Genomic DNA, 25,256 nt, shown 5'->3' with positions numbered 1-25,256 from the left:
CATTATGAGCGAAGTCGCAAGCTTTTCTATAGATTACACCTGTTTTTTAGATGCGAACGGTAAGCCTACACAAGCTTTACCCTCTTTTGTTAAAAAAGAAACGTTGTTCCCACTGTATCAAGCCATGTTACTAACGCGACTTTTTGACAGCAAAGCAGTCACTTTACAAAGGACAGGAAAACTGAATACGTATGCCTCCACGCTTGGACAAGAAGCTATTTCTGTAGGGATAGGCGCTAGCATGAGGAAAGAAGATATTTTATGCCCTTTTTATAGAGATTACGGTGCACAACTGATGCGCGGCGTAAAAATGCAGGAAATTCTTAGCTTCTGGAAAGGAAATGAATGGGGAAATCATTACAGCGAATGTCCTAATGATTTTCCTATTTGTGTCCCTATCGCGACGCAAGTTTTGCATGCCGCCGGTGTTGCAACAGCTTTCAAGCTTCGCAAACAAGCACGTGTCGTTGTTACCACCTGCGGTGATGGCGCCACTTCAGAAGGTGACTTCTACGAAGCTTTAAATATTGCCGGTGCTTGGCAATTACCTGTTGTATTTGTGATCAATAATAATCAATGGGCTATTTCCACCGCACGTAAAACACAATCGTATGCTCAAACGTTAGCACAAAAAGCCATTGCTGCCGGCATTCAGGGTGAACAAATAGATGGCAATGATGTCATTGCTGTCAAATTTTCGGTAGAAAGAGCAGCTGAAAAAGCACGAACAGGAAAAGGACCCAGCGTCATTGAAGCCTTAAGCTATCGTTTAAGTGATCATACTACTGCCGATGATGCGGCACGTTACCGAGCATCCGAAGAACTGCAACATGCTTATAAAGAAGAACCTATTTCACGCTTACGTACTTATCTCTTCGATCAAGCCTATTGGACTGAAGAAGAAGACAAAAACTTTATACAAACATGTAATCTCAATGTAGAAAATGCCGTTAATGAATATCTTGCTTTGCCTAAACCTGCCATTACTGATCTGTTTGACTACCATTTTGCAAAATTACCGGCGGATCTAAATGAACAACGCATTGAAGCAACTGCCTTATTTAAATTACATGAGATGCTTAGCCAATGACAGAAATAACGCTAATAGCTGCGATTAATCAAGCATTAAACTATGAAATGAATACTGATAAAGAAGTTGTTTTATTAGGCGAAGATATTGGTATAAATGGCGGTGTGTTTCGTGCAACGCAGGGATTATTTGAAAAGTTTGGGGCTGATCGTGTTTTAGATACACCGCTGGCTGAATCAATGATCGCAGGACTTTCAATTGGCATGGCCACACAGGGATTAAAACCTGTTGCTGAATTTCAGTTTATGGGATTTAGTTACCCCGCATTGGATCAAATTATTAATCATGCCGCACGTTTTCGTAACCGCACACGCGGGCGATTATCATGTCCATTAGTTATGCGCATGACCTATGGGGCCGGTATTCATGCACCAGAACACCACTCTGAAAGTACTGAAGCCATTTTTGCTCACACGCCAGGTTTACGCGTTGTTGTTCCTTCTTCACCCGCACGTGCTTATGGATTATTACTTGCGGCAATTCGCGATCCTGATCCTGTCATTTTTTTAGAACCTACACGTCTATATCGTCTACAAAAACAAAAAGTAGCTGATACTGGAGAAGCGCTACCATTAGACAAAAGCTTTCTTTTACGCGAAGGAAAGGACATTACACTGATAAGCTGGGGCGCTATGCTACACGAAAGTTTAATGGCCGCCGATAGTTTGCTCGCAAGAGGATTGAGCGCCGATCTGATTGATGTAGCCACACTTAAACCATTAGACTGTGACACACTTCTCACTTCTGTAGAAAAAACGGGACGCTGTGTCATTATTCATGAAGCAGCACGTTTTTGTGGGGTAGGCGCAGAAATCGCTGCGCAATTAAGCGAAAAAGCTTTTTTATCGCTAAAAGCGCCCATACAGCGCGTTACCGGTTACGATGTAACAGTACCTTATGCGCAATTAGAAAAACAATATCTGCCGAGTCTAACAAGAATTATCAATGTGATTGATCAAACATTGGAGTTTACATGACATTATTTTACCTACCTGATTTGGGCGAAGGTTTGCCCGATGCAGAAATTCACGAATGGTATATTAAGGTGGGTGATATCGTAAAAGTTGACGACCCAATGGTAGCCATGGAAACGGCTAAAGCGGTGGTTGATATTCCAGTGCCTTTTAATGGCAAAGTAATACAACTATATGGGAACCATGGTGATATTATTAAGACAGGCGCTGCATTGATTGATATTGAAAGCGATAATAAAGATAAATCGCCAACGGATAAGGCAACAGTTGTTGGGAATTTACAGACTAGCGACACGATTGTTGAGGAACTCGCAACAGGTATTCAACCTAGTTCCAATGGTACTGCATCGGCTCAAGGCGTTAAAGCAACTCCGTCTATTCGCGCCTTAGCAAAAAAAATGCAAGTTGATCTTGAACACTGCGTAGGCACAGGTCCAGCAGGGCAAATTACGGTGTCCGACCTAGAAAACGCAACAAAAAACTCAACAAAAATAACAACATCTGCACCACCCCTCACAAAACCCACAGAAGATTATGAACCTCTACGCGGGGTACGGCGCGCCATGGCGATGGCCATGAGCAAATCACATCAAACCGTAGTGCCAGTAACCTTAGTCGATGACGCAGATATCCATGCGTGGCCCGAAAAAACAGATGTGACTTTACGTTTAATACGCGCCATCATGGCAGCCTGCCAACGCGAACCTCGATTAAATACCTGGTTTGATGAAACGCATCTCGCTTTACGGCAACACCCACATATTAATCTAGGGATTGCCATGGATGCGCCAGAAGGTTTATTTGTACCTGTATTAAAAAATATTGCACAATGCAGCGCTATTGATTTACGTAAAAAAATCGACGAATTTAAAGCAGGGGTAAAAACGCGTGGTATTCCACCTGAAGATCTTAGCGGTGCGACATTTATATTATCCAACGTCGGTGTTTTTGCTGGGCGCTATGCAAGCCCCATCATTATTCCACCGATGGTAGCTATTTTAGCGGTAGGACGTATTAGCGAGGCGGTTGTTGCCGATCAAGGAAAACCAGCCATACATAAATTACTTCCCTTATCATTAACGGTGGATCATCGTGCGGTTACTGGCGGCGAAGCAGCAAGATTTTTATCTGCGCTAATACGAGACTTACAAACTTCTTAAAAAAATAAGAGCGCTTATGTTTCCATTTCAAACACGTAAACGATTCGGCCAGCATTTTTTACATGAAAGCTTTATTATTGAAAAAATAATCTCGGCTATTCATCCTAACAAAATGGATCATATGCTGGAAATTGGCCCCGGAATGGGCGCCTTAACACAGGAGTTATTGCCGCTCTTAAATCGATTAGTCGTTGTTGAATTGGATAAAGATCTCATCCCCTTGCTAAAAAAACAATGTGCGCCGCTAGGGGAGTTGATTATTTACCAAGCGGATGCTTTAAAATTTGATTTACGTTCAGCCGGAGCGCCTAATATACGATGGCGCATCGTTGGAAATCTTCCTTATAATATCTCTACACCCCTATTATTTCATTTATTAGAGCAAGTAGATGCTATCCAAGACATGCACTTTATGCTGCAAAAAGAAGTCGTTGAGCGCATGGCCGCTCAACCAGGAGACGCACATTATGGACGCTTAAGCGTTATGATTCAGTACTATTGCCAAGTTAAAAAATTATTTATTGTCAAACCAGGTGCTTTTAACCCACCACCCAAAGTTGATTCTGCAGTTATTCGTCTTATTCCTTATCAAACCCCGCCTTGGCAAGCAGATGATCCCGTATTATTTGCTGAAATAGTGCGTACTGCTTTTAGCCACCGCCGAAAAATGTTACGGAATAACCTAGGAAAACTCATTAATATCAAACAATTTGAGTTATTAGCAATTGATCCCAAACAACGTCCTGAAGAACTCTCTGTGATGGACTATGTAAAAATAAGTAATTTTCTGTCTCAGTTACAACAATCCAAAAATTAATAGGTGCTTCGCACAAATTCAGCACATTCTCCCTCATTGTTAAATGATGAATCATTTTTTGGTGATTCTGAACGATTATATTTATCTTCGCTGAAAAAAAATGCAGAATGTCTAAGCATTTGGCTACAATATTGATGATAGCCTGCAGAGTGCGAGATTCGCTTTTGGAAACGACTTAAATCTAATCTGGTATATTCTCCTGCCTCTATAAGCCCTATGAATTTAGGATCTTTCATACCTGCCGGATAAAGGCTACTAAATTCATCCAACATACATTCAGCCACTTGTTCTTTAATTTTACTCCAATTCTTTTCAAAAAAATTTGTTGTAATTCTTTTGACCAAACTTGTAAACCAAAGAAAAGCTTCCGCCGTTTTTGGATGAGATAAAGTCTTTAAATTCCAATAACGTATTACTATTTTATGTACTACAGCGGGTAATTTAAGAGACGCTATTTTTTGCGTAATAAATCGCGCCTCACAACCTAGATGAATACTCTGTAACTTTTCGATCAATTTATTAAACGTGCCTGCCATACAAATAGGTTTATCTGCGCCGCCTTGATCAGTACCGGTTTCTGATAAGTTATAACCGCGTTGGATCTCATATAGTCCCTCAATAAATTGCAGATACGCATCCTCTTTATCACCAAGCCGATTTTTATCATCCTGAATCGCTAAGAATACGAGAGCTAAAAGTTCTTGGAAGTTTATTTTCGAAATAGGGTCTATGAAAATATCATTCGTATCAATAACTCTTTTAATGCAACGTTTAGAGGCTTTATTTTTTACAGAACTATTGTCTAACCCCTCTACATAGGCTTTTATTTTATTTAAAGTATCCTCAAGTCCAACACCTTCTAACGTTGCTCCATAACGAGCTAACAATTTAGTTGCAGATTCAGATACAGATTGATGAATACTGGCGGTATGAGTGCTTTGCTCGTTATTGAGAAGGGGTGGTATGGGAATATTATTGTTTCTACCTAATAATTGATCAAGGCATTGATCCAACTGTCGTTGATTAGCTTGTTGCACCCGTATAATAATTTGCCTGAATACAGCCTGTGTAAATAAATGATAGGGAATAGCAGGAAATATAAAATTAGCGGCATATACCAACAAATAACTATCGTTTAAATGTAAAAGCTGATTCAAATTTACTTTTGTTAAACGGTCCATCTCATGGAGTTTGCATAATATGGCGCAAATAGACTTAGGATTGGCATGTCGTTTAATTGCATTTATGTTTTTAAATGTAAAAAGGCCAACATGCTTGAGTGCGCATAATGCACGCGCAATGAGAATAGGACTATCCTGCGAAACAACAACATAAAAATTCTGCGCGATTAAGAGATCGTTGGAATTAAGCTCATCCACCGCATCAATCACTTCCTCAGATGAAGCAATATTTAAATGGTTTAATACGGCTTGATAAACTTGATAAACTTGACAAGTGAGTCGCTATGCTCCCGAAGAATTTCGGCCATCGTGTCCCCGAAATTCGTTCGCATGACGCGACTGAAATTAGGCCGCGATACGTCCTGCGTCCGGCACGCACTCACTCCTTCGGAGTTCATGCCCGTGCCTCCCACAAATGACTTTACGGCGTGATGCGTTTCCTGCTTCGCCCGTCAACGCACGCCTATCGCGGGCTCTTCGACTTCGCATTGCTTTCACAATGCTTTCCTGTCTCATCGTAAGCAACTTGCGATTTATCAGGTAGATTTTCATAAAAACACTGATAAATCTTAAAAAGATTATTCTGATCAACTTTAGAAAGATTTCTTAATGCATTGATACTCGGATGGTACCAATCTAAACCTCGTTGCAACCAACCCACTTGTTGGTAATAGCTTGCTAAAGCGGTTTGTATGACTTTAGGAAAACCCATTTAAATTTTCTCCCTTATTATTTTTATCTATATTTACCAAAGCGGTAATATATTAACAAAAATTTAAGGGAACGCAAAAACTTTAAAACAATGTTTTATAGCAAGCAGATTACTCACAAAACTAAGTCAAGTAACGGGTAAAGTAACGCCTTTTTGACCTTGATATTTTCCTTGGCGATCGCGATAAGAAACTTGGCAAACTTCGTCCGATTCTAAAAACAACATTTGTGCAACGCCTTCGTTTGCATAAATTTTTGCTGGCAACGGTGTTGTATTTGAAAATTCCAATGTCACTTGACCTTGCCATTCAGGCTCTAAAGGCGTTACATTGACAATGATGCCGCAGCGTGCGTACGTTGATTTTCCTAAACAAATAGTCAAAATATTTCGCGGGATACTAAAATATTCAACGGTATGCGCTAAAGCAAAAGAATTCGGTGGAATAATACAAACGTCGCCTTTTACACTAACAAAATTTGCGTCAGAAAAACATTTTGGATCTACAATCGCTGAATTAATATTAGTAAAGACGCGAAACTCATTCGCACAACGCACATCATAACCATAACTGGATACACCATAGGAAATAATTCGCCCTGTCTCATTACGACGAATTTGTTGTGGCTCAAAAGGCTCAATCATTTTTGCTTCTTCTGCCATACGACAAATCCAAGCATCTGATTTAATAGACATAAATATTTCCTCGTATACGCTTTACAATTAAATTTTCGGCGGTGCTGACGAAAATCCGATTGCTGTGAGTATAGCTATTTTTTTTCAATAACAATTTTAGGGAAGCGAGTGGGATCTTTAGGTTGCCCCGCGAGTTGTTTTACAATCTTATCAGCAATATCGCGGTAAATGTTAGCAATAGCACCCTCTGTATCTTCCAAAAAAATAGGTTTACCTGAGTCAGCCTGTTTTCGAATTTTACTATCGAGAGGTAAAGCACCCAGTAAGTTTACGCCACATTCCTTGGCAATACGTTCTCCACCGCCCTCGCCAAAAATAGGCTCTTCATGTCCACACTGACTACATACGTGCGCGCACATGTTTTCTACAACCCCTAACAGAGGCACTTTTACCTTATTAAACATTCCAATCGCCTTACGCACATCGAGTAAAGCAATATCTTGTGGCGTAGTCACAATAACCGCACCGGCTAAGGGGATTTTCTGGGTTAAACTCAATTGAATATCCCCAGTACCCGGAGGAAGATCAACAATCAAATAATCTAAATTATCCCAATGCGTATCATTTAACAGTTGTTGTAAGGCACCGGTTGCCATCGGACCACGCCATACCATGGGGGTATTAATGTCAATTAAATAGCCAATCGACATAGATTGAATACCATGTGCATGTACAGGTTCTAGAGTCTTGCCATCTTTACTCGTTGGTTTCTCGCTTACACCCAGCATCTGGGGTTGATTCGGGCCATAAATATCAGCATCTAAAAGACCTACCCGCACCCCTTCTCTAGCGGCCAGCGCTAAGGCTAAATTAACTGCCGTCGTCGACTTACCTACGCCTCCTTTACCTGAAGCAATGGCAATAATATGCTTGACTCTATCTGTAATTTTTAGCATCGTAATCCTAACGTTATAATTTGACGACTATACTCACAGCAATTGGATTTTTGACAAGGCGCCGCGAAAATGAAGCCACCGGAGTGTATACAGAATACATGAGGGTGGCGAATTGAGCGGCAACGCAGCCAAACATTCAAGTGCGAAGAGTATATCCTAACAAAAAGGCACACTTTGGCAATGAATACCACGCAAAAGCTAAATAGGCAGCAATCCCAACAAAAGCTACTGGTTACAACGGCATTACCCTACGCCAACGGCTCCATTCATTTGGGTCATTTATTAGAACATATTCAAGCTGATATCTGGGTACGTTTTCAAAAAATGCTAGGGCGCGATTGCATCTTCTTATCCGGCGAAGATGCCCACGGCACACCCGTGATGTTGGCTGCTAAACAACGCGGTATAGAACCAGAAGAATTAGTTAAGCTCATTGCTAATGAACATAAGGCAGATCTTGATGCCTTTCATATTAGCTTTGATAATTACTACACCACCCATTCACCCGAAAACCAAGCGCTCGTAGAATTGATTTATGCGCGTATGCAAGCAAAAGGCGATATTCGCACTAAAGTCATTAATCAAGCCTATGATCCCGAAGCGAAGATGTTTCTCCCTGACCGCTATGTAAAAGGAAACTGTCCTTGCTGTAAAACGCCCGACCAATATGGCGACAATTGCGAAGCCTGTGGTTCAACCTATGCACCTTTAGATCTCATCGACCCAAAATCCACACTCTCAGGCGCCACACCGATTGCTAAAGAATCTGAACATTATTTCTTTCAGCTTTCGAATTATACCGATTTTTTACGTACATGGATTACAAGCGAGCATCACCTTGCCGAAGAAGTTAGTAATAAACTTTTAGAGTGGTTTAAAGAAGGGTTACATGATCTCGATATTTCGCGTGATACACCTTATTTTGGTTTTAAAATCCCTGGCACAGAAGACAAGTATTTTTATGTCTGGATAGATGCGCCCATCGGATACATGGCCTGTTTTAAAAACCTCTGTGAACGCCGTCCTGATCTTAATTTTGATGAGTATTGGACAAATAGCGAAAAAGTAGCGCTCTATCATTTTGTAGGGAAAGATATCATTAATTTTCATGCTATTTTTTGGCCTGCTATCCTTAAGAGCGCCGATTTTCGTACGCCATCCGGTGTTTTTGTACATGGCTATTTAACAGTCAATGGACAGAAAATGTCGAAATCCCGTGGCACTTTTATCACAGCACATCATTATCGGCAGCACTTAGATCCCGAATATCTACGTTATTATTTTGCTGCCAAACTTAACAAAAAAGCGGAAGATCTTGATCTAAATTTTGATGATTTTAGCCAGCGCATCAATGCGGATTTAGTGGGGAGATTAGTTAATATTGCCAGTCGTTGTGCGAGTTTTATTAATAAACGGTTTGACAATAAGCTCTCTTCGTCTTGTCATGCGCCAGAATTAGTTGCGCAGTTTATTGAGAAAGGCGATAAGATTGCACAAGCGTATGAAAATCGTGAATTTAGCCGTGCAATACGCACCATTATGGATTTAGCAGATCAAGCTAATCAAATTATCGATGCTGAAAAACCATGGGCTCTAGTAAAAATCCCTGAGCAAATAGAACGCGCGCATGCTGTTTGCAGCCTAGGGTTAAATTTATTTCGAATTTTAATGACCTATTTAAAACCTGTACTACCGGTTACGGCAGAAAAAGTAGAAGCCTTTCTTAATATAGCGCCAATGAGCTGGGAGAATTGTCAAGATTTACTCTGCGATCACACTATTCTACCGTTCACACCCTTATTGCAGCGCATTCAAGAAGAAGCTATCCGTGCCATACAAAATGATGCTATAGCTACGACTCAGAAGCTAAACATCGAATGAAAAATCTTGTAGCGCAAATTGACCAATTATTACCACAAACCCAATGTGGTCAATGCAATTACGATGGTTGCCTACCTTATGCGGAAGCAATAGCCGATGGAGAGGCCATTAATCGTTGTCCTCCCGGCGGTGTTAAAACATTAAACGCGCTCGCTGATCTCTTAAAAAGAGATGCTAAGCCTTTTTTAGAGGAAATGATAAGCCAAGAAAAATTGCCTGCAACCGCTTATATTCGCGAAACTGAATGTATTGGATGCACTAAATGCATCCAAGCCTGTCCTGTTGATGCTATCTTAGGTGGTGCCAAACAACTGCATACCGTATTAACGCAAGAATGCACGGGCTGTGGACTTTGTGTTGCACCTTGCCCAGTGGATTGCATTGATATCATCTCCCTAAAAACGCCTGCTTATCAGCCTAAAAAAACACGTCAACGTTTCTACGCACGAAAACAGCGGCTAAGCGAAATTAAGAGACAAGCCGTTCAACAGAAAAAAAATGAAGAAACAAATAATCAACGTACTTATATAGAAGCCGCTATTGCGCGCTCAAAAGCAAAAAAAATAAATACCAGCGTAACCGCTTGAAAACGAATATACATTTATTTTACAAAAAGGTTCATTAAATAATGCCACAAAATATCTATGATGACTCTGATTTTTTTGGGGAATATTCACAACTAAACCGCTCAAAGCATGGCTTAGAAGGTGCGCCCGAATGGCCTGCGTTGTGTGCTCAGCTTCCTGTGTTAAAAAATTTAAATATAGTCGATTTAGGTTGTGGCTATGCTTGGTTTTGTCGATATGCTAAAGAGCAGGGTGCTGCACAAGTGATAGGGATCGATATTTCTGAAAAGATGATAGAGAAAGCCAAAACAATGCCCTACGCTAGCTCGATTAATTATCGTGGGGGTGATATGGAGCAATTGGCATTGCCTCAATCAAGCTTTAATCTTGTCTACAGCTCTCTAACGCTTCACTATATTGAACATATTTCTGCATTGTTAAAAAATATCTATAACGCGCTTGTTCCGGGCGGCTATTTTGTTTTTTCTGTAGAACATCCTATTTACACCGCACCCATCCAAAAAAACCCTGATTGGATTATAAGTACGAGTGGAAAAAAATCATGGCCGGTTAATCATTATCAGCAAGAAGGTGAGCGCATCAAAAACTGGCTTGGCAAAGCCGTTAAAAAACAACATCGCACCATGGGAACTTATTTGAATCTCTTAATTCAGCAAGGCTTTACTCTCTCCCACGTCGAAGAATGGGGACCTAGCAAAGAACAGCTTGCCACCATGCCGGAATTGGCGGATGAACGTGAGCGGCCTATGTTGCTATTAATTGGCGCTCACCGATAAAAAATATAATAGCTTTTTAGAAAGTCATTATTCTAATGGTTGGTAAATATCATACTTGTCGGAATACGTAAAAATTTGACCGGTTTGAATATCAAAGAACCAACGATGTATTGTTAACTCCTGTTTATCTATTTTTTCTTTAATCCAAGGAAAAGTGAGACAATTCTCATAAGAACGCGTTAATCCTAATTTTGCATACTCATCAGGATCTTTTAATTCATTCAATTCAGCTTCAGGTATTTTTATAGACGAAACCCATTTCGTTATAAAATCATTTTGTTGCAAATTTCCATTTTCTAATAAGACACGAATGCCGGTACACTGGCTATGCCCTAATAAAATAAGATCTCGTACATTTAAACGACGTATCCCAAATTCCAAGGCAGCACTCGTTCCATGTAATGCTTCATCTTTTTCATAAGGCGGGACAATATTAGCGATATTACGCACTACAAATAAATCGCCTGGATCACATTGAAGTATTAAAGCGGGGTCAACACGGGAATCGCAACAGGACACCAGCATAAACTGTGGATTTTGGCCGTGCGCAGAAAGGTTTTTCATGATCGAATTATCACCTGTATATTTCTGTCGAAACAGACGATAACCATCAAGAAGATCTTTAAACGATTTTTCTTTTTCCATCTTTACTCTCCTAACTTGTTAAATTTAGAGATATATTATTCTCAGGAAACGATAAACAGCCCGGGTAAGGATAGCGTTAAAACTAATTTAATGGAAGCTCGTTAATGATAGTTTTACATCTAAAACTTATCTAAGCTTGTTACGTTTGATCAATGTTTTTAAAAAACTATCAACGACTAACAGAGAAGGATCATGGGTAATAAATAAATCTTTACACCTAATTTATAAGACAACAACACTTTATACCATTCAGTATAAAATTTTGCTAAAAACACATCGTCAATCGTGCTGAATAAGAACCCAATAGAATAAAGGTAAAAATAAGAAATTTTTTGCGTAGATCAGCCTATTTGGCGTCCCCAAGGGGATTCGAACCCCTGTTACCGCCGTGAAAGGGCGGTGTCCTAGGCCTCTAGACGATGGGGACCTGGCTTCTGGTAAGGCTGGCTATTTTGGCTGCGCTTAACTGGAATGTCAATGATTAAAATATGCTCTTGTCGAAGCTATGTTAGAATGGGATTTCTAATCGCAACTAATAAATCATAACCGTGTCTAGCAAAACCCTTAATTTAACACCCTCGCTGTATGACTACATGCTCTCGGTTTCCTTACGCGAACCCGCTATCCTGAAGTCTCTGCGCGAAGAAACAGCCAAACTATCCTCGTCGGTGATGCAAATCTCCCCAGAACAAGGACAATTTATGGCATTGCTCATCGGGTTGATGGGTGCAAAAAAAACCTTAGAAATCGGTGTTTACACCGGCTATAGCTCGCTGGCCGTTGCCTTAGCATTACCTGAGAATGGTCAAATAATAGCGTGTGATCTCAGCACTGAAACCAGCGCTATCGCAAAACGCTTTTGGGTAAAAGCCGGCGTTGAACAGAAAATTGATCTAAAGCTAGCACCCGCGTTGCAAACACTGGATCAATTAATAGAACAAGGCGCATCGAATACATTTGATTTTGCATTTATCGATGCCGATAAATGCAATTATGCCAATTACTATGAGCGTTCACTTACCTTAGTCCGCCCAGGCGGCCTCATTCTTATTGATAATGTGCTCTGGAGCGGTCGGGTTGCTGATCCAAAAGACCATGACAAACAAACAGAGGCTATCCGTCAGTTAAATACCATGATCTATCACGACCAACGTGTGAACATGAGCCTTTTACCCTTGGGCGATGGAATTACCCTGATCCAGAAACGCTAGCACGGATAACTGCTTTCGTCTCTACCTGGCAGGACTTCTCCGTTACAGCCTTCTCAGATACTAACCCTCTAAAAAAAGTTGGCATATTTGCAGCTAATGCAAAACCTGCATCAGTCACCTTTGTTAGACCATTCGATGCGGACTTACTGATATTAACGCTAAGCGTAGAAAAAAATGCCTGTAGCAAAGAGGGTGATGATTTAAGAAACGAGGGCCACTGTTTAAGATACGCTTTAAAAAAATTTAACACATGACTCCCCATATAATTATTTTTTAGTTCCCCACAAAGAGGAAGTATTATATGAATAAACATATTGATTGCTGATAAAGCAACTAGACCTTCTGCGAAAGCGATATTGAGATAAGGAGTTAGAAAAAACAGGTATTCTATTTTTTAAATTAACGTTTAAACTTTAAAAGCCATGCTTTAAATTAACGATACCTGCGACGATGTTAACGCGTAAATGCAATTTTTTACCGAAATTGCGATAGGTATCGGATAAAATTTTAAATACCTTTAACTCACGAATTTTGTGTTCTATTTTCATTCGAAAAGAGGCTTGTTTGCGATTATGCCGTTTTTGTTACGGCGTCAAAGCTTGCTTGTGCTTGCGCCGAAAAGGTAATATGACGTTAGACGCTCGTTTTTGATAGCCTTGATAACCCAAATCAACGTATTTTTCGGCAAATGGATGCAGAGGCCTTTCCTCTTTTCGAATAAGAAAGTCGTGTTTTTTTCCAGGATGTGTATGAGACACCGTCAATATTTTACCTCCTTCTGCCATCGCTAATTCCGTTTTTTGGGTGTGTTTTTTCTTCTTACCAGAGTAGGTTTTTTTACGTTTCTTGGAGGATTGGGGACGGCGTATCGGATGTTCTGTCACATCCACCAGTAATTTCAGCACTTCTTCCTGAGTGAGTGTTCTATCCTTTTTGATCGTTATTTTCTTTGCCATCAGGGGTTCAAGTAATTTGAACAAGCGACATACATTCGAATTATGCAATCCAAATAAATACCCTATAAATTCATGCGTAATATAGGTCCGATAATAGATTAATAGCGCCAGTAACTTGTCTTCTAACGTCTTTAAACAACGCGTTCGACCCATAGTACGCTTCTGTAATTCTACCTTTTCCTCCCATAAGGGCTTAACACGTTCACATATCTGAGCAAATTCCGAAACCTTCACTCCCGTGAGTCTCAGCAATAATAACGGCTTTTTGCTTAGCTTTTTATAATTCAGGGACATCCTTGCATCCTTCTTCTTATTTTATACACCTAAGTTTAACTTACTTAGCTTTTCGCAGAAAGTCTACTATTTCTTTTGCCACCTCAGGGTTCTCAATAAGAAAATCCTGAAGAATCGATTCATCTACTAAAACTAACAACTTCTTCACTGTCTTTCCACTACTTAACCCAACAAATGATCCTAAAAAATCTAAAATAGAAGGCAAATTGTTAATCAAAATAGACTGTTCTTGATTAAAAGACACTCTTTTATTCAAAGTTTTTAATTGGTTTTTCATCAAGTCTTTAACTAAAAATTTAGCAAAAAAATTACCATAGGCGTAAGACTTTTCCATAGCCGTATTTATCGGAAAATACTCTAACAGCCCAGCAAATCTATTGGGAATTGCTTCCTTCTCTATGCTCAAATAATCAAAATAAATATAGGTTTGCTGTCTGACTACCAGACCAAACAAGCCATATAAAGTATCTTTGCCCGTTAATTGATTACTCATTCGATGAGACAGGAAAGCATTGTGAAAGCAATGCGAAGTCGAAGAGCCCGCGATAGGCGTGCGTTGACGGGCGAAGCAGGAAACGCATCACGCCGTAAAGTCATTTGTGGGAGGCACGGGCATGAACTCCGAAGGAGTGAGTGCGTGCCGGACGCAGGACGTATCGCGGCCTAATTTCAGTCGCGTCATGCGAACGAATTTCGGGGACACGATGGCCGAAATTCTTCGGGAGCATAGCGACTCACTTGTTAATATTTACTTTTTGTATAACAAGAAGCTAAATATATTGAATAATTATTAAGGCCATATTAAGAAAACCCTGGAGAGAGCCTTCATCGAAAAGAAAAGTACTTAGCGCGCAACTCAAATTTAATGCTTTTTTAAGTTTTATAATATAAAGTAGCAAGCTCATGATTATTTTAGAAAAAATAATCTGAAATTTAATATTTATTACTAATAATAAAAAAGGTTATAGTGAGTATGCTAGAAATTAAAAATGGCGTGATAAAAAACATAGATCAACTCAGCCCAGAGAGTCAAAACTATTTAAAAAAACGTACAGAAAAATTAAAGTTAGCTAATCCATCTGATCAATTTGATATTGGGTTTTTATATACATATGGTGTGAGCGCTAATGAACCATGGGAAGATGCCAAGGAAAAATTTCAAAGCGATAAAATCAAAGAATTATTCCCTTCCGTAGGAAAAAAGCTAAACACGAAGGATAGACAGAAAAAAACTATATCAGAGATAGTAGACCTCATAAAAAATGATATTTTAAGTAAAATAAAAGCTAAAGAGGAACAATATCTTAAATCATGCGAAAGTACTTTCAATAGACGAAGAACCCTCGCTAATTTCTTAAAAAGATTAACTATCGGAATATTCGGCAGCACGCTCGTTGCACTCGCTACAACCGCTTTAATTACACAGGGTTATATCTCATTACCTATCCTCATGCCCATCATTATGCCCGTAGTAGCCTTAGTAATGGCTAACCCTATCACGGCAAGTGGCGCCTTAATCACGGTAATGTCGATGCTCTTCCTCGCGTCATGGAAAGCCGTCAGTAGCAAGCGCAACGCAGAACATGCCTTAGAGAAAGCTAAGACGCAGACCGAAGGGAATATCGAATCGCTTAATAGCGCAAAGGACCAGAATATAACGCCAATGAAGGGGCCTTCTTTTTCTGGCATAAGACCGCTACAATCAGATGTCGCCGCAACCGTACAGAGGAGCGCTAAGCCATCATCTGGAGAAGATACGGTTGAGCAAGCAGGTCGTTCGACCCCATCTCCCGTACGCCGTTAAAAAGTTATGGTTCTGCCTTGGACGTTCAATCAACTGCGCCAAGGCAGATTATTTTTTAAACTATTGCACGATCACCTTTTTTCTCTAGCCAGCTTTTACGATCGGCTGCACGTTTTTTAGCGAGCAACATATCCATTAAAGAAATCGTTTCTTTTTCACCATCTATGGTTAATTGAACAAGACGTCTTGTATCCGGTGCCATGGTTGTTTCGCGCAACTGCAAAGGATTCATTTCACCTAAACCTTTAAATCGTTGCACGCTAATTTTGCCTTTTTTCTTTTCTGAGGACAAACGATCTAAAACCGATTGTTTCTCGGCATCATCTAAGGCGTAATAAACTTCTTTACCAATATCAATACGATAGAGTGGTGGCATCGCAATATAAATATGCCCTTCTACAATCAACGGCTTAAAATGTTTCAGAAACAAACCACAGAGCAAAGTAGCAATATGTAACCCATCAGAATCAGCATCAGCTAAAATACAAATTTTACCGTAACGCAACCCTGTTAAATCCGTAGAACCAGGATCAACACCTACTGCAACGGTAATATCATGAATTTCTTGTGAACCGAGTAATTGATTACTAGCAACTTCCCAACTATTTAATATTTTTCCTCGCAACGGCATAATGGCCTGAAAATCCCTATCTCGTGCTTGCTTTGCCGATCCTCCCGCGGAATCACCTTCAACTAAAAATAGTTCAGTGCGACTCAAATCAGTTTGCGTACAATCGGCTAACTTTCCAGGTAATACCGCACCACTGAGTATTTTCTTACGTACGACTTGCTTACTGGTACGCAAACGCTTTTGTGCATTCGCTATCATCAGCTCTGCTAAACTTTCACCTTCTGTCACATGCTGATTTAACCAGAGGCTAAATGCATCTTTTATAACCCCTGAAACAAAACTCGCTGATTCGCGTGAAGTAAGCCGTTCTTTGGTTTGACCAGAAAACTGTGGCTCTAATAATTTAACGGATAACACATAATGACAACCTTCCCATACATCTTCGGGTGCTAACTTTAAACTACGTGGTAATAAATCACGTAATTCACAAAACTCGCGCATCGCTTCTAATAAGCCAGTACGTAAACCATTAACATGTGTTCCGCCTTGGATAGTAGGGATTAAATTCACGTAGCTTTCCATCAAGCCTTCGCCACTTTCTAAAAGCCAACAAACTGCCCAATCTACCTCTTCGTTCTCGGCGGCAAAGTGCCCATGAAATGGCTCTTTAGGCAAATAATCATATTGCCGTAAATTTTCTTTTAAGTAGCTGATAACTCCTTCTTCATAGAACCATTCTTCTTTTTTATTATTGTGTTTATCATTAAACGTAACGTGTAAACCCGGACATAAAACTGCTTTAGCGCGTAAACTATGCTTCAAACGACTGACAGAAAATTTTTCGGAATCAAAATAAGGCTTATCGGGCCAAAAATGTATGGTAGTTCCGGTTTCTGCTTTATTGGTACGTCCTAGCTTTTTTAAAGGTGATTTTTTATTACCGTGTTCAAATTGCATTTGATAAATAAAACCATCACGTTTAATCGTTACTTCTAAACGGCGTGAGAGGGCATTCACAACAGAAACACCGACACCATGTAAACCACCCGAATAACGATAATTTTTATGATTGAATTTTCCACCTGCATGTAAGCGGGTCAAAATTAATTCAACACCTGTTACTTTTTCCTCTGGGTGAATATCAACCGGCATGCCTCGACCATCATCACTCACTTCTAAAGAATTATCGGGGTAATAAGTAACCTCAATATGCTTCGCATAACCGGCTACGGCTTCATCTACACTGTTGTCGATTACCTCTTGCGCCAAATGATTTGGCCTCGATGTATCGGTATACATACCGGGTCGTCGCTTAACGGGATCAAGACCACTTAATACTTCAATGGCTTCAGCGGTATAGCGTTTTGAGGAAGAAGATGATTTCATAATTAATCCACTTTAGTTAACCAGGCTTTTCTGACCTTTTTTTCATTTTGCTGCAGCCATAGTAACGCAATAATAGTCGTTGCATTATCTATTTTCCCTTCATTGACCAAATTATAAGCCTCTTTGACAGGTACAATATGTAAACGAATATCTTCGCCTTCACTCGCTAAGCCATGTATCCCTTGCGCTAGACTTGAATCGACTTGGGCACAAAACAGACAAATTCGTTCCGTACTTCCGCCAGGACTCACCCAATGATGCGAAATAGGCAATAAATTATGTAAACTAAGCCCTGTTTCTTCTTTCGTTTCTCGTTTTGCCACTTGCTCAAAATTTTCTTCAGCATCTACCACACCGGCCACAATTTCAATAATCCAGGGGTTATTTGTTTTCCTCAGCGTGCCAACGCGAAACTGCTCTATTAAAACAAGTTGATCGCGCTGTGGATCAAAAAGCAACACGGCTACGGCATCCCCCCTCTCAAAGACCTCCCTAAAGACAGGCTTACTCCAACCACCATCGAATAGGCGGTATTGGAGTTTTAGACAGTCAAGCTGAAAATGACCCTGATAAACACGCCGTTGTTCCAGTATTTTGACATCTTTACTCGTAAAAGTTGGCTGCATAGTACTATTTCCCAGCCACTAGACGTGGCATAATAAACCATCTGGACAAATATTGGCCAGGCCAGACCCATTATTAATAATAAAAATAATCATGCGTATTCTACAATCTAGGCTCTATAAACAAGCCCCAACCCTAACTTTTAAACTCTTGTTAGGACTCACTCTCTTTTTTGCTCTTCTAAAGCCTTGCTTTGCCACTGATTTGGTCGATATTTATCAGGCTGCTGCAAAAAATGATACGGTTTATCAAGCCGCTGTATCAACACGGCTATCCACGCGAGAAGCCATCCCTCAGAGTGTAGCCGCTTTATTACCGTCTATTAACGGGCAAGCCAAGTTAACATCTAATTATCAAAATATTACCCAAACCCCTCCCGGAAGCCCATTTGGCGTCAGCCAGTTTCAATCGCGAGGCTATAGTATTTCCCTTACCCAGCCTTTATTGAATATAGGCGACTGGCTTGCGCTCAAACAAGCTAATAATACAGGCAGACAGGCCGATGCAACGCTTGGCGCGGCCGCACAATCACTTGTCTATCGTGTTGCCAATGCTTACTTTCAAGTCTTACTCGCCCAAGATAATTTACACTTAGCCCAGTCCGAAAAAGCCGCGAATGCCAAACAATTAGAGCAAGCACAGGAACGTGTACGTGTAGGCCTCGATGCGCTTACAACGGTTTATGAAGCAAAAGCCGCTTATGATAAGTCCATCGCCGCCGAAATTACCGCACAAAATGCGCTACGCAATAGCCAAGAAACCATACGTCAAATAACCGGGCAAACTTATGCTGATTTGAATACATTTAAGCAAGTGCTGCCATTATTATCGCCACAACCTGCTAACGTTGAACAATGGATCACTACAGCAACCGCCTATAACCTAAACCTCATGGCAAGTCGTTATGCCATGGCAGCGGCCCGCGATAACATTAAGGTTAAAGCCTCTGGGCATTTACCTACCGTTAACTTAGTAGGAAGCTATGGTAGAGATGACGGTCTCAACATCGGAACAACAAACAGAAATAGCGCGGTGGTTGGGTTACAGTTAAACGTACCACTTTTTTCAGGCGGCGCCGTTTCATCCAATACACGTAAAGCCGAATATGATTTTCAAACAGCCAGCGCTAACCTTGATAATCAATATCGACAAGTCATCGTAGCAACACGACAAAAATACAACGATGTATTAGCAGATATCAGCAAAATTAAAGCAGAACGCCAAGCTATTAAGTCCGCACAACTCTCATTAGATAGTACACAAGAAAGTTTCTCAACAGGAACACGTACCATTGTCGATGTATTACTTGCCCAACAAAATCTTTATGACGCTAAACGCAATGCGGCTAGTGACCAATATACCTATTTACTGGATAGCTTATTGCTTAAACAACAAGCTGGCACTCTAAAGCCAGACGATTTACAACAAATTAATCAGTGGCTACGAAAAAATACTTAGCGCGCATTGGCATTGCAATTAAACAAGTGAGTCGCTATGCTCCCGAAGAATTTCGGCCATCGTGTCCCCGAAATTCGTTCGCATGACGCGACTGAAATTAGGCCGCGATACGTCCTGCGTCCGGCACGCACTCACTCCTTCGGAGTTCATGCCCGTGCCTCCCACAAATGACTTTACGGCGTGATGCGTTTCCTGCTTCGCCCGTCAACGCACGCCTATCGCGGGCTCTTCGACTTCGCATTGCTTTCACAATGCTTTCCTGTCTCATCGCATGAATAGCAACCTAGCGTTGCTATTTTTTATGAAATTTAATGCAGCCTGATTATAAACCCGCTCTTTTCTTAAGTTTTTATTAAATACACTTCCCATTAAATTTTAACCTTTATAAATAATTTCATTTTTTCAATTACTTATAATTCGTTTGTTCTGAGCGGTTTATAGCTCCTAAAACGAATTTAATGATTCTTTAAGTTTTATAATATAGACTGTCAAGCTGATGATTATTTTAAAAAAATGATCTGAAAATTAATATTTACCAACAACAAAAAAGAAAGGGTTATAGCCAGCATGATAATAATTAATCAAGGTGTAATAAAAGATACAGGTGAACTCTGTCAAGGAGGCAAAAAATATTTAGACGATATTAGCAAAGCCTTGAAGCTAAGGAATGAATTCAATGAGTTTGATCTCGGCTTTTTTTATAAAAACTCAGAGGATAGTAGATCAACGTGGCGCTCTATTAAGAGTAAATTAGTTCCTGACAAAGAAAAATTCAAAGACTTATTTCCATCCATAAAAGCGCTTGATGGTAAAACCGAGAGACCAGAAAAGACCGTATCAGCGTTAGTAGAGCTTATAAAAAAAGATATTTTAGATAAGTTAATAGCACTTGAGAAAGAACATGCTAATAAAGCTGACCGTTATCATAAGTTATTAGAATGGTTAGCTCTTATTTCTAAAAGGGTTTCTGGTCTACTTATTTACGGGGTAGCTGCAATAGCCATGGTAGCAGTGGCTGCAGCTGTTCTCTTCGGCGTAGGCGCCTTTGCATCCACTGCCGCATCTATAGTGAAATTAATTAGCGCAAATATTCCACTTGTAGTAGCCGCTATTTCGGCAACCCTTTCACTAACAGGTATATCTCACTTTATATCAAGATATATCATAAAGAAAAGGGATGCAGCGTCCCCAGTTGTTGGGGCCGCTGAAGAACATCGTGACGCTATCATCACAACCCTTGAAAAGGCGAAACAAATAACTATAGATCAAACATCTCGTCAGGATAATAGTTTTCCTCAAATGCCAATACCTAGCGCACCCTGTAGTCCACTCCGTATGAACTCTACTGAGGATATATCAGAGCCTAGTATTAGTGACGCTTTTGGAATGGGAAATAACTGATGGGCTTCAGATAACAGAAGGCAACGTTGCAATGAGTATACACAGAAAACTCATTGCAACATTTTCTATTTATCCGCCTGAAATCCGCAAGCTAATGCCTTTAAGCGGTGGCTGTCATTAAGACCGACCCATTGTGATTACTCACTGGGCTATCCACACCAATCCAATACTGTATCTTCCTTAACTGTCTAACTGATTCTGTTTGCTTGCTTCGATTGAAAAATCGATGTTTAGAAAGTATCTCATCTTTATCTGCATCAATTTTTATAGAAGATGCATTTGTTCCCTTTTGACAGGCACTAATAAAGTTGTTTCGATGAGCCACAAAAACCTTTTTCTTTTCCTGCGCTAATTTACTGTTAAAAAATCCACTCTCTAAACGATCTATTTGTTTATCGCAAATCTTGATGGCTTTCTGTAATACGATCTGATTAGGTAACTCTGCGCCGTGACTACTATCAATCTTTTGTTGTTGATCGTTTTTTTCTTCATGCAAATGTCGAATATCGAATTGCTGCCATTCTTTAAGTATCGCTTCTCTAAAACCTAATGCTTCAAGCTTAGATTCTTTTGAAGCTAATCGATTCAACTGACTAAACAAATAATTGAAAAATCCTAATATCGTTGCAGGCGCAATAAAAATGCCTTTTGCTATCCAGTTAATAATTCCACCATGGTCATGATCATGGCCTTCCCCTGCTTCTTTTTTCCCAAAAATAGGACAAATATCAGTTAAAAATTCACTCCCCGCTGTAAAAATAAGCGTCACCCAACAAGGTAAGCTAAAAAGTCTATCGCTTGCAACTGATATAAAAATAACATGCAAGAAAAATATCGTCATTTTGAACACGCTGAGTAGAAGCTCTAGCGGTAACCGAAGTAAATGCAATGTTACTTGCAGATAATTTTCTTTTTCCAATTGCGCTTGAAAACTTTTCCAACCTTCTTTAAAAGGATCAATTAAATTAGCCAGCGAAATGCCAGAAAGTAATGCGATGGATTCGAATGAATTTTTTAAAGTAAATGTTAAATCACTTACCATTAATGGTAGTGCAATAATAAAGCCGACAACCGCACTGAGATAATCTTGCAACTGACTAAACGCGGTATAACCGGTCGTTAGCGCGGCCATCACTGCAAAGCTTATCATCAGTAAACTCAGTATGATTCTTAAGCCATAAGCAAAGCCACTTTCTTCCGGCTTTACTTTAAACCAGTGTGTTAAGCTTGTGAAAATCTGCGATATCGTTTTACTAACGACCAACAAAGCATATTTTAGCGGATGAATAGGAGCACGCCCCTGCTTTATTTCTGTATTCAGTGCTCGCCACCACTTAGATAATGTCTCATTAACAATCAAATCCGCCATGGTGTTATAGATCAAAATTCCATAAGAAACCGCGGCAAGGATCGCAAGTGGCCACATGATTGTCGATAAAACTGTCAAGGATAAGCTAAGACCTAAGCTTGTGAGAACCCCAGTGAGAACCGGCGGGAATGTGTAAAAAACAACAACGCCCGATGCTATTCCTACGCCTGCACTGAATAATATACTCAGACGCAAGGGTAACAATCTCGCTTTACCTAAAGAAAGTTCTGCTTCGAGTCTCTTAGACAAGTCAGGATTAATATCATTTTGAGGAATAATAGACCATTTTTTAGGATGAGAAACACTCTCTACAAGAATTTTTTGTAAAACTTTTAAACGTTTTTCTGCCTGTTCAATTTCAGATTTTTCTAGACCTAAAGATTCAGCCGTTTCTAGAAGGGTTTTATTCGCTTTATAGCTAATCAAAAAGGCGCAATCACTTTCTTTTTTTATTTTTTGAAATTCTTCAAACTCTTCTTTTAATTGTATAAACTGTCCACCATCTTTTTTATCATGTGGAATAAGTTCAAATTTAATAAATTGCTGGGTCCCGAATCTCTCTTCTTCAAGTGCTTCAAGATAAGAAAAGAAACTATCTACATCTTTTTCCTCTAAAGCGCTATTTTCTCTAAATAGTTTAATCTCATGTTTTTCTAAGACCGCTAACGCCTCAACATCCTTAACGCTTGTATCTTCCCTATCTTTTTTAATTTCACTAAAAAAACAGCGTAGCTTTTCTTCAAATTCTTTTTCGTATTCTTTGAGTCTGCTTAATTCCGCCTCCAAAGCCTGTAGAATTAAATATTCTGATAAGCCTTTTTTACTTAATAAACTAAATAAACCTAAACCCTCAAAAATATTTTTTCTATAAATCTCACCCTCTACAATACTCGCAGTACCTGAAACGCCCTTTGCCCAAGGGGCGGAAGTAAAATCACCCATTTGCCTAATACTTGAGAAGCCATCAACAAAAACTTGAGTCAGGCCTAAGGTTATACTCAAAATATTTTTCAATATTTTTGCAGCTTTTTTCGTCATAGCGCGGCACCCATACTTTTAGGTTAAATAAAGCAATCGATATTGAATAATAAGCTAGCCTTGCTTAACAAAAAATTAAATTCAAACGATACTTTAGCTAATTAGTTAAATGATATTAAGAATCATTCTTATTTGATGGCAAGATAATAACGAAGAAAGGCGGATTGTTCAAGAGTAATGTTTTTTGCGTGGGCAAACGCTAAATACATTCGATGAAATCTAGCAGCGGAGTGGCGCAGATCGCTTAAGGTTGTTTTGTTATAAATAATATCATCTGCTTTATTTAAACCCTCACTGACTGAAATCTGTGCAGATAAAATAGCATCAATTTGTTCTTTCTTTGCCTGATCACGTTCTTGTGCACGCTGAATTTGTAGCGCGTTGGGAGCGGTCACTAACATCACCCGGTTTAATTCAATCGCAATCCCTGAAGCTGGCTTTTCTTTAAGTAGGCTAGCCGTCCGCTCTTCAAATAAAAGCGGAATAACCACAAGGCAATAAATTGATTTAACAAGCTGAATAGACTCGTGAATTTGCTTATAGATTAAGGGGTGCAATAACTGCTCTAAAAAGTTACGTGCTGTGGAATCGGAAAAAATAATCTCGCGCAAGGAAGGACGGTGTAATTGTTTGTCTGCGGTTAAAATAGAGGGGCCAAAGTACGCTACAACCTGCTGAAGAACCTCAAGATCACACATTATTTTATGTGCAATCTGATCAGCATCAATAACCGTTACCCCTAGATCAGAAAAACAGCGAGCCAACGTTGATTTGCCACTGGCAATACCTCCTGTTAGCGCGACGGTAAACACCTGAAATTAGTGCGTAATAATAGAGTTTTTTGAATTAGCTTTTTTTGAAGCACCACCTTCTTTTTCACTCTGCTCTTGCATTTGCTGCATATACAAGGCTTCAAAATTAACTGGCGCCAAATAAAGCGGTGGAAACCCAGCTCTACCTACCAAATCAGACACCGCTTCACGTGCATAAGGAAACAGTATAGTAGGGCAAGTGATACTCAGTATTTGTTGAATTTGTTCTTCCGTAAAACCCTTTAAAGTAAAAAGCCCCGCTTGTTTTATTTCTACTAAAAATAATGTTTTTTCCTTTGAGGTTGCGGTGACTGTAATCTGTAAAATCAATTCATAAATTGCTTTATCAACCGTACTGCTATTCATCGCGAATTGTAAATTTAACTCAGGCTGCCTTTCCTCTTGAAAAACCTGCGGCGATTGCGGACATTCTAAGGATAAATCTTTTACATAAACCCGTTGAATAGTAAATTCCGGCGCTGGGGAAGCGTTGTTTGCTTGATCGTTTGTCATGAAGCGTTTCCTTCTTTTAATAAATCATCTAGTTTACCAGAGGCATTTAATGCAGATAAATCATCAAATCCGCCAATAGGTTTACCATTAATAAATATCTGCGGCACGGTACGCCGACCCGATAATTCAATCATTTTCTTCATTTTCTCTGGGTCAGTATCAACGCGCACTTCCGTGTAATCCAGCTTTTTTTGAGACAACAATTGTTTGGCATTGTTGCAATAAGCACATACGGCAGTGGTATAGATCACAATCTTGGACATAAATCCTCTCTATTATACTCTTCGCACTTGAACTTTCGACTGTGTTGCCGCTCGGTTCGCAATCCTCATGTATGTTATATACACTGCGGTTGCTCGCTTTCGCGGCGCCTTGCCGAAAATCCCATTGCTGTGAGTATATGTAAT

At 39.8% G+C, this 25,256-nt stretch carries 29 protein-coding genes and 1 tRNA gene; 12 read left to right on the top strand and 18 right to left on the bottom strand.

Features of this window, described 5'->3' with window-relative positions:
• The first annotated feature begins 4 nt into the window (after nt 1-4).
• The 4 genes from pdhA to rsmA are packed head-to-tail and all read left to right on the top strand — an operon-like array spanning nt 5 to nt 4,041.
• Nucleotides 5-1,090 carry a pyruvate dehydrogenase (acetyl-transferring) E1 component subunit alpha gene (gene pdhA / locus KX723_RS01065; RefSeq protein WP_218814284.1) on the top strand — a complete coding sequence of 362 codons (1,086 nt, stop codon included), beginning with the start codon at nt 5-7 and terminating at the stop codon, nt 1,088-1,090.
• Nucleotides 1,087-2,067: an alpha-ketoacid dehydrogenase subunit beta gene (locus tag KX723_RS01060; protein WP_218814283.1), complete on the top strand. Its 981-nt coding sequence runs from the start codon at nt 1,087-1,089 to the stop codon at nt 2,065-2,067. Before pdhA ends, KX723_RS01060 begins: the two co-directional genes overlap by 4 nt.
• Nucleotides 2,064-3,224, top strand: coding sequence for a dihydrolipoamide acetyltransferase family protein (locus tag KX723_RS01055; protein WP_218814282.1), 1,161 nt, complete (start codon nt 2,064-2,066; stop codon nt 3,222-3,224). Before KX723_RS01060 ends, KX723_RS01055 begins: the two co-directional genes overlap by 4 nt.
• 16 nt (nt 3,225-3,240) lie before the next feature.
• Complete coding sequence (rsmA, locus tag KX723_RS01050; protein ID WP_218814281.1) at nt 3,241-4,041, top strand: 16S rRNA (adenine(1518)-N(6)/adenine(1519)-N(6))-dimethyltransferase RsmA; 801 nt, start codon at nt 3,241-3,243, stop codon at nt 4,039-4,041.
• Here the strand turns inward: rsmA and KX723_RS01045 are convergent.
• From KX723_RS01045 to apbC, 5 genes are all read right to left on the bottom strand, one after another.
• A complete protein-coding gene (locus KX723_RS01045) occupies nt 4,038-5,432 on the bottom strand; it encodes a hypothetical protein (protein ID WP_218814280.1) in 1,395 nt (464 codons plus the stop codon). The genes rsmA and KX723_RS01045 overlap by 4 nt on opposite strands.
• 135 nt (nt 5,433-5,567) lie before the next feature.
• Nucleotides 5,568-5,738: a hypothetical protein gene (locus KX723_RS01040; RefSeq protein ID WP_218813323.1), complete on the bottom strand. Its 171-nt coding sequence runs from the start codon at nt 5,736-5,738 to the stop codon at nt 5,568-5,570.
• Complete coding sequence (locus tag KX723_RS01035) at nt 5,686-5,934, bottom strand: hypothetical protein (protein ID WP_218814279.1); 249 nt, start codon at nt 5,932-5,934, stop codon at nt 5,686-5,688. The genes KX723_RS01040 and KX723_RS01035 overlap by 53 nt, the downstream gene beginning before the upstream one ends.
• A 126-nt stretch (nt 5,935-6,060) precedes the next feature.
• Complete coding sequence (gene dcd / locus KX723_RS01030) at nt 6,061-6,627, bottom strand: dCTP deaminase (RefSeq protein WP_218814278.1); 567 nt, start codon at nt 6,625-6,627, stop codon at nt 6,061-6,063.
• Nucleotides 6,628-6,701: 74 nt separating this feature from the next.
• Nucleotides 6,702-7,523, bottom strand: a complete 822-nt coding sequence (gene apbC / locus KX723_RS01025) for an iron-sulfur cluster carrier protein ApbC (RefSeq protein ID WP_218814277.1) — start codon at nt 7,521-7,523, stop codon at nt 6,702-6,704.
• A 180-nt stretch (nt 7,524-7,703) separates the two neighbouring features.
• Between apbC and metG the strand changes: the two genes are divergently transcribed.
• The 3 genes from metG to KX723_RS01010 are packed head-to-tail and all read left to right on the top strand — an operon-like array spanning nt 7,704 to nt 10,767.
• A complete protein-coding gene (metG, locus tag KX723_RS01020; RefSeq protein WP_218814276.1) occupies nt 7,704-9,404 on the top strand; it encodes a methionine--tRNA ligase in 1,701 nt (566 codons plus the stop codon).
• A complete protein-coding gene (locus KX723_RS01015; protein ID WP_218814275.1) occupies nt 9,401-9,991 on the top strand; it encodes an RnfABCDGE type electron transport complex subunit B in 591 nt (196 codons plus the stop codon). Before metG ends, KX723_RS01015 begins: the two co-directional genes overlap by 4 nt.
• Nucleotides 9,992-10,032: 41 nt before the next feature.
• Entirely contained in the window at nt 10,033-10,767 is a 735-nt protein-coding gene (locus KX723_RS01010; protein ID WP_218814274.1) for a class I SAM-dependent methyltransferase, read from the top strand.
• A 27-nt stretch (nt 10,768-10,794) separates the two neighbouring features.
• On the opposite strand, the gene KX723_RS01005 is transcribed toward KX723_RS01010, so the two are convergent.
• On the bottom strand, nt 10,795-11,412 hold the full coding sequence (locus KX723_RS01005) for a carbonic anhydrase (RefSeq protein WP_218814273.1): 618 nt from the start codon (nt 11,410-11,412) through the stop codon (nt 10,795-10,797).
• Between the two features lie 351 nt (nt 11,413-11,763).
• Nucleotides 11,764-11,839, bottom strand: a tRNA-Glu gene (locus KX723_RS01000).
• 121 nt (nt 11,840-11,960) lie between these two features.
• Here KX723_RS01000 and KX723_RS00995 point away from each other — a divergent pair.
• On the top strand, nt 11,961-12,623 hold the full coding sequence (locus KX723_RS00995; protein ID WP_425516587.1) for a class I SAM-dependent methyltransferase: 663 nt from the start codon (nt 11,961-11,963) through the stop codon (nt 12,621-12,623).
• Here KX723_RS00995 and KX723_RS00990 read toward each other — a convergent pair.
• The 4 genes from KX723_RS00990 to KX723_RS00980 all read right to left on the bottom strand — a co-directional run bounded on the left by KX723_RS00990 (nt 12,601) and on the right by KX723_RS00980 (nt 14,366).
• Nucleotides 12,601-12,873 (bottom strand): hypothetical protein, encoded by a 273-nt coding sequence (locus KX723_RS00990; protein ID WP_218814272.1) that lies wholly within the window; start codon nt 12,871-12,873, stop codon nt 12,601-12,603. The genes KX723_RS00995 and KX723_RS00990 overlap by 23 nt on opposite strands.
• A 163-nt stretch (nt 12,874-13,036) precedes the next feature.
• Nucleotides 13,037-13,171, bottom strand: coding sequence for a hypothetical protein (locus tag KX723_RS09715; protein ID WP_281421160.1), 135 nt, complete (start codon nt 13,169-13,171; stop codon nt 13,037-13,039).
• A 36-nt stretch (nt 13,172-13,207) separates the two neighbouring features.
• A complete protein-coding gene (locus KX723_RS00985; protein WP_246562477.1) occupies nt 13,208-13,813 on the bottom strand; it encodes a transposase in 606 nt (201 codons plus the stop codon).
• Between the two features lie 100 nt (nt 13,814-13,913).
• The gene (locus KX723_RS00980; RefSeq protein WP_218814271.1) at nt 13,914-14,366 is read right to left on the bottom strand and encodes a hypothetical protein; all 453 of its coding nucleotides are present in this window, start codon (nt 14,364-14,366) and stop codon (nt 13,914-13,916) included.
• A gap of 3 nt (nt 14,367-14,369) precedes the next feature.
• Here KX723_RS00980 and KX723_RS00975 point away from each other — a divergent pair, with 3 nt between their 5' ends.
• Nucleotides 14,370-14,540 (top strand): hypothetical protein, encoded by a 171-nt coding sequence (locus KX723_RS00975; RefSeq protein ID WP_218813323.1) that lies wholly within the window; start codon nt 14,370-14,372, stop codon nt 14,538-14,540.
• A gap of 306 nt (nt 14,541-14,846) precedes the next feature.
• Complete coding sequence (locus KX723_RS00970; RefSeq protein ID WP_218814270.1) at nt 14,847-15,677, top strand: hypothetical protein; 831 nt, start codon at nt 14,847-14,849, stop codon at nt 15,675-15,677.
• Nucleotides 15,678-15,732: 55 nt separating this feature from the next.
• Here KX723_RS00970 and parE read toward each other — a convergent pair whose 3' ends face one another.
• Complete coding sequence (parE, locus tag KX723_RS00965) at nt 15,733-17,634, bottom strand: DNA topoisomerase IV subunit B (RefSeq protein ID WP_218814269.1); 1,902 nt, start codon at nt 17,632-17,634, stop codon at nt 15,733-15,735.
• Nucleotides 17,635-17,636: 2 nt separating this feature from the next.
• The gene (locus KX723_RS00960; RefSeq protein WP_218814268.1) at nt 17,637-18,260 is read right to left on the bottom strand and encodes an NUDIX domain-containing protein; all 624 of its coding nucleotides are present in this window, start codon (nt 18,258-18,260) and stop codon (nt 17,637-17,639) included.
• A 91-nt stretch (nt 18,261-18,351) separates the two neighbouring features.
• Between KX723_RS00960 and KX723_RS00955 the strand changes: the two genes are divergently transcribed.
• On the top strand, nt 18,352-19,716 hold the full coding sequence (locus KX723_RS00955; RefSeq protein WP_218814267.1) for a TolC family outer membrane protein: 1,365 nt from the start codon (nt 18,352-18,354) through the stop codon (nt 19,714-19,716).
• A gap of 97 nt (nt 19,717-19,813) precedes the next feature.
• Here KX723_RS00955 and KX723_RS00950 read toward each other — a convergent pair whose 3' ends face one another.
• The gene (locus KX723_RS00950) at nt 19,814-19,984 is read right to left on the bottom strand and encodes a hypothetical protein (protein WP_218813323.1); all 171 of its coding nucleotides are present in this window, start codon (nt 19,982-19,984) and stop codon (nt 19,814-19,816) included.
• Nucleotides 19,985-20,283: 299 nt separating this feature from the next.
• On the opposite strand from KX723_RS00950, the gene KX723_RS00945 reads away from it, so the two are divergent.
• The gene (locus tag KX723_RS00945) at nt 20,284-21,117 is read left to right on the top strand and encodes a hypothetical protein (RefSeq protein ID WP_218814266.1); all 834 of its coding nucleotides are present in this window, start codon (nt 20,284-20,286) and stop codon (nt 21,115-21,117) included.
• A gap of 100 nt (nt 21,118-21,217) precedes the next feature.
• Here the strand turns inward: KX723_RS00945 and KX723_RS00940 are convergent, their stop codons facing one another.
• The 4 genes from KX723_RS00940 to grxC form a co-directional block, all read right to left on the bottom strand.
• Complete coding sequence (locus KX723_RS00940) at nt 21,218-23,524, bottom strand: hypothetical protein (RefSeq protein WP_218814265.1); 2,307 nt, start codon at nt 23,522-23,524, stop codon at nt 21,218-21,220.
• Between the two features lie 128 nt (nt 23,525-23,652).
• Nucleotides 23,653-24,336: a dephospho-CoA kinase gene (gene coaE / locus KX723_RS00935; protein ID WP_218814264.1), complete on the bottom strand. Its 684-nt coding sequence runs from the start codon at nt 24,334-24,336 to the stop codon at nt 23,653-23,655.
• A 6-nt stretch (nt 24,337-24,342) separates the two neighbouring features.
• Entirely contained in the window at nt 24,343-24,849 is a 507-nt protein-coding gene (secB, locus tag KX723_RS00930; protein ID WP_218814263.1) for a protein-export chaperone SecB, read from the bottom strand.
• The gene (gene grxC, locus KX723_RS00925; protein WP_218814262.1) at nt 24,846-25,112 is read right to left on the bottom strand and encodes a glutaredoxin 3; all 267 of its coding nucleotides are present in this window, start codon (nt 25,110-25,112) and stop codon (nt 24,846-24,848) included. The genes secB and grxC overlap by 4 nt, the downstream gene beginning before the upstream one ends.
• Nucleotides 25,113-25,256 lie beyond the last annotated feature (144 nt).

The sequence above is a fragment of the Rickettsiella endosymbiont of Dermanyssus gallinae genome (genome assembly GCF_019285595.1).
GTDB lineage: Bacteria > Pseudomonadota > Gammaproteobacteria > Diplorickettsiales > Diplorickettsiaceae > Rickettsiella_B.
The sequence above is the reverse complement of the archived record's forward strand: the minus strand, read 5'-3'. Positions and strand labels throughout refer to the sequence as shown.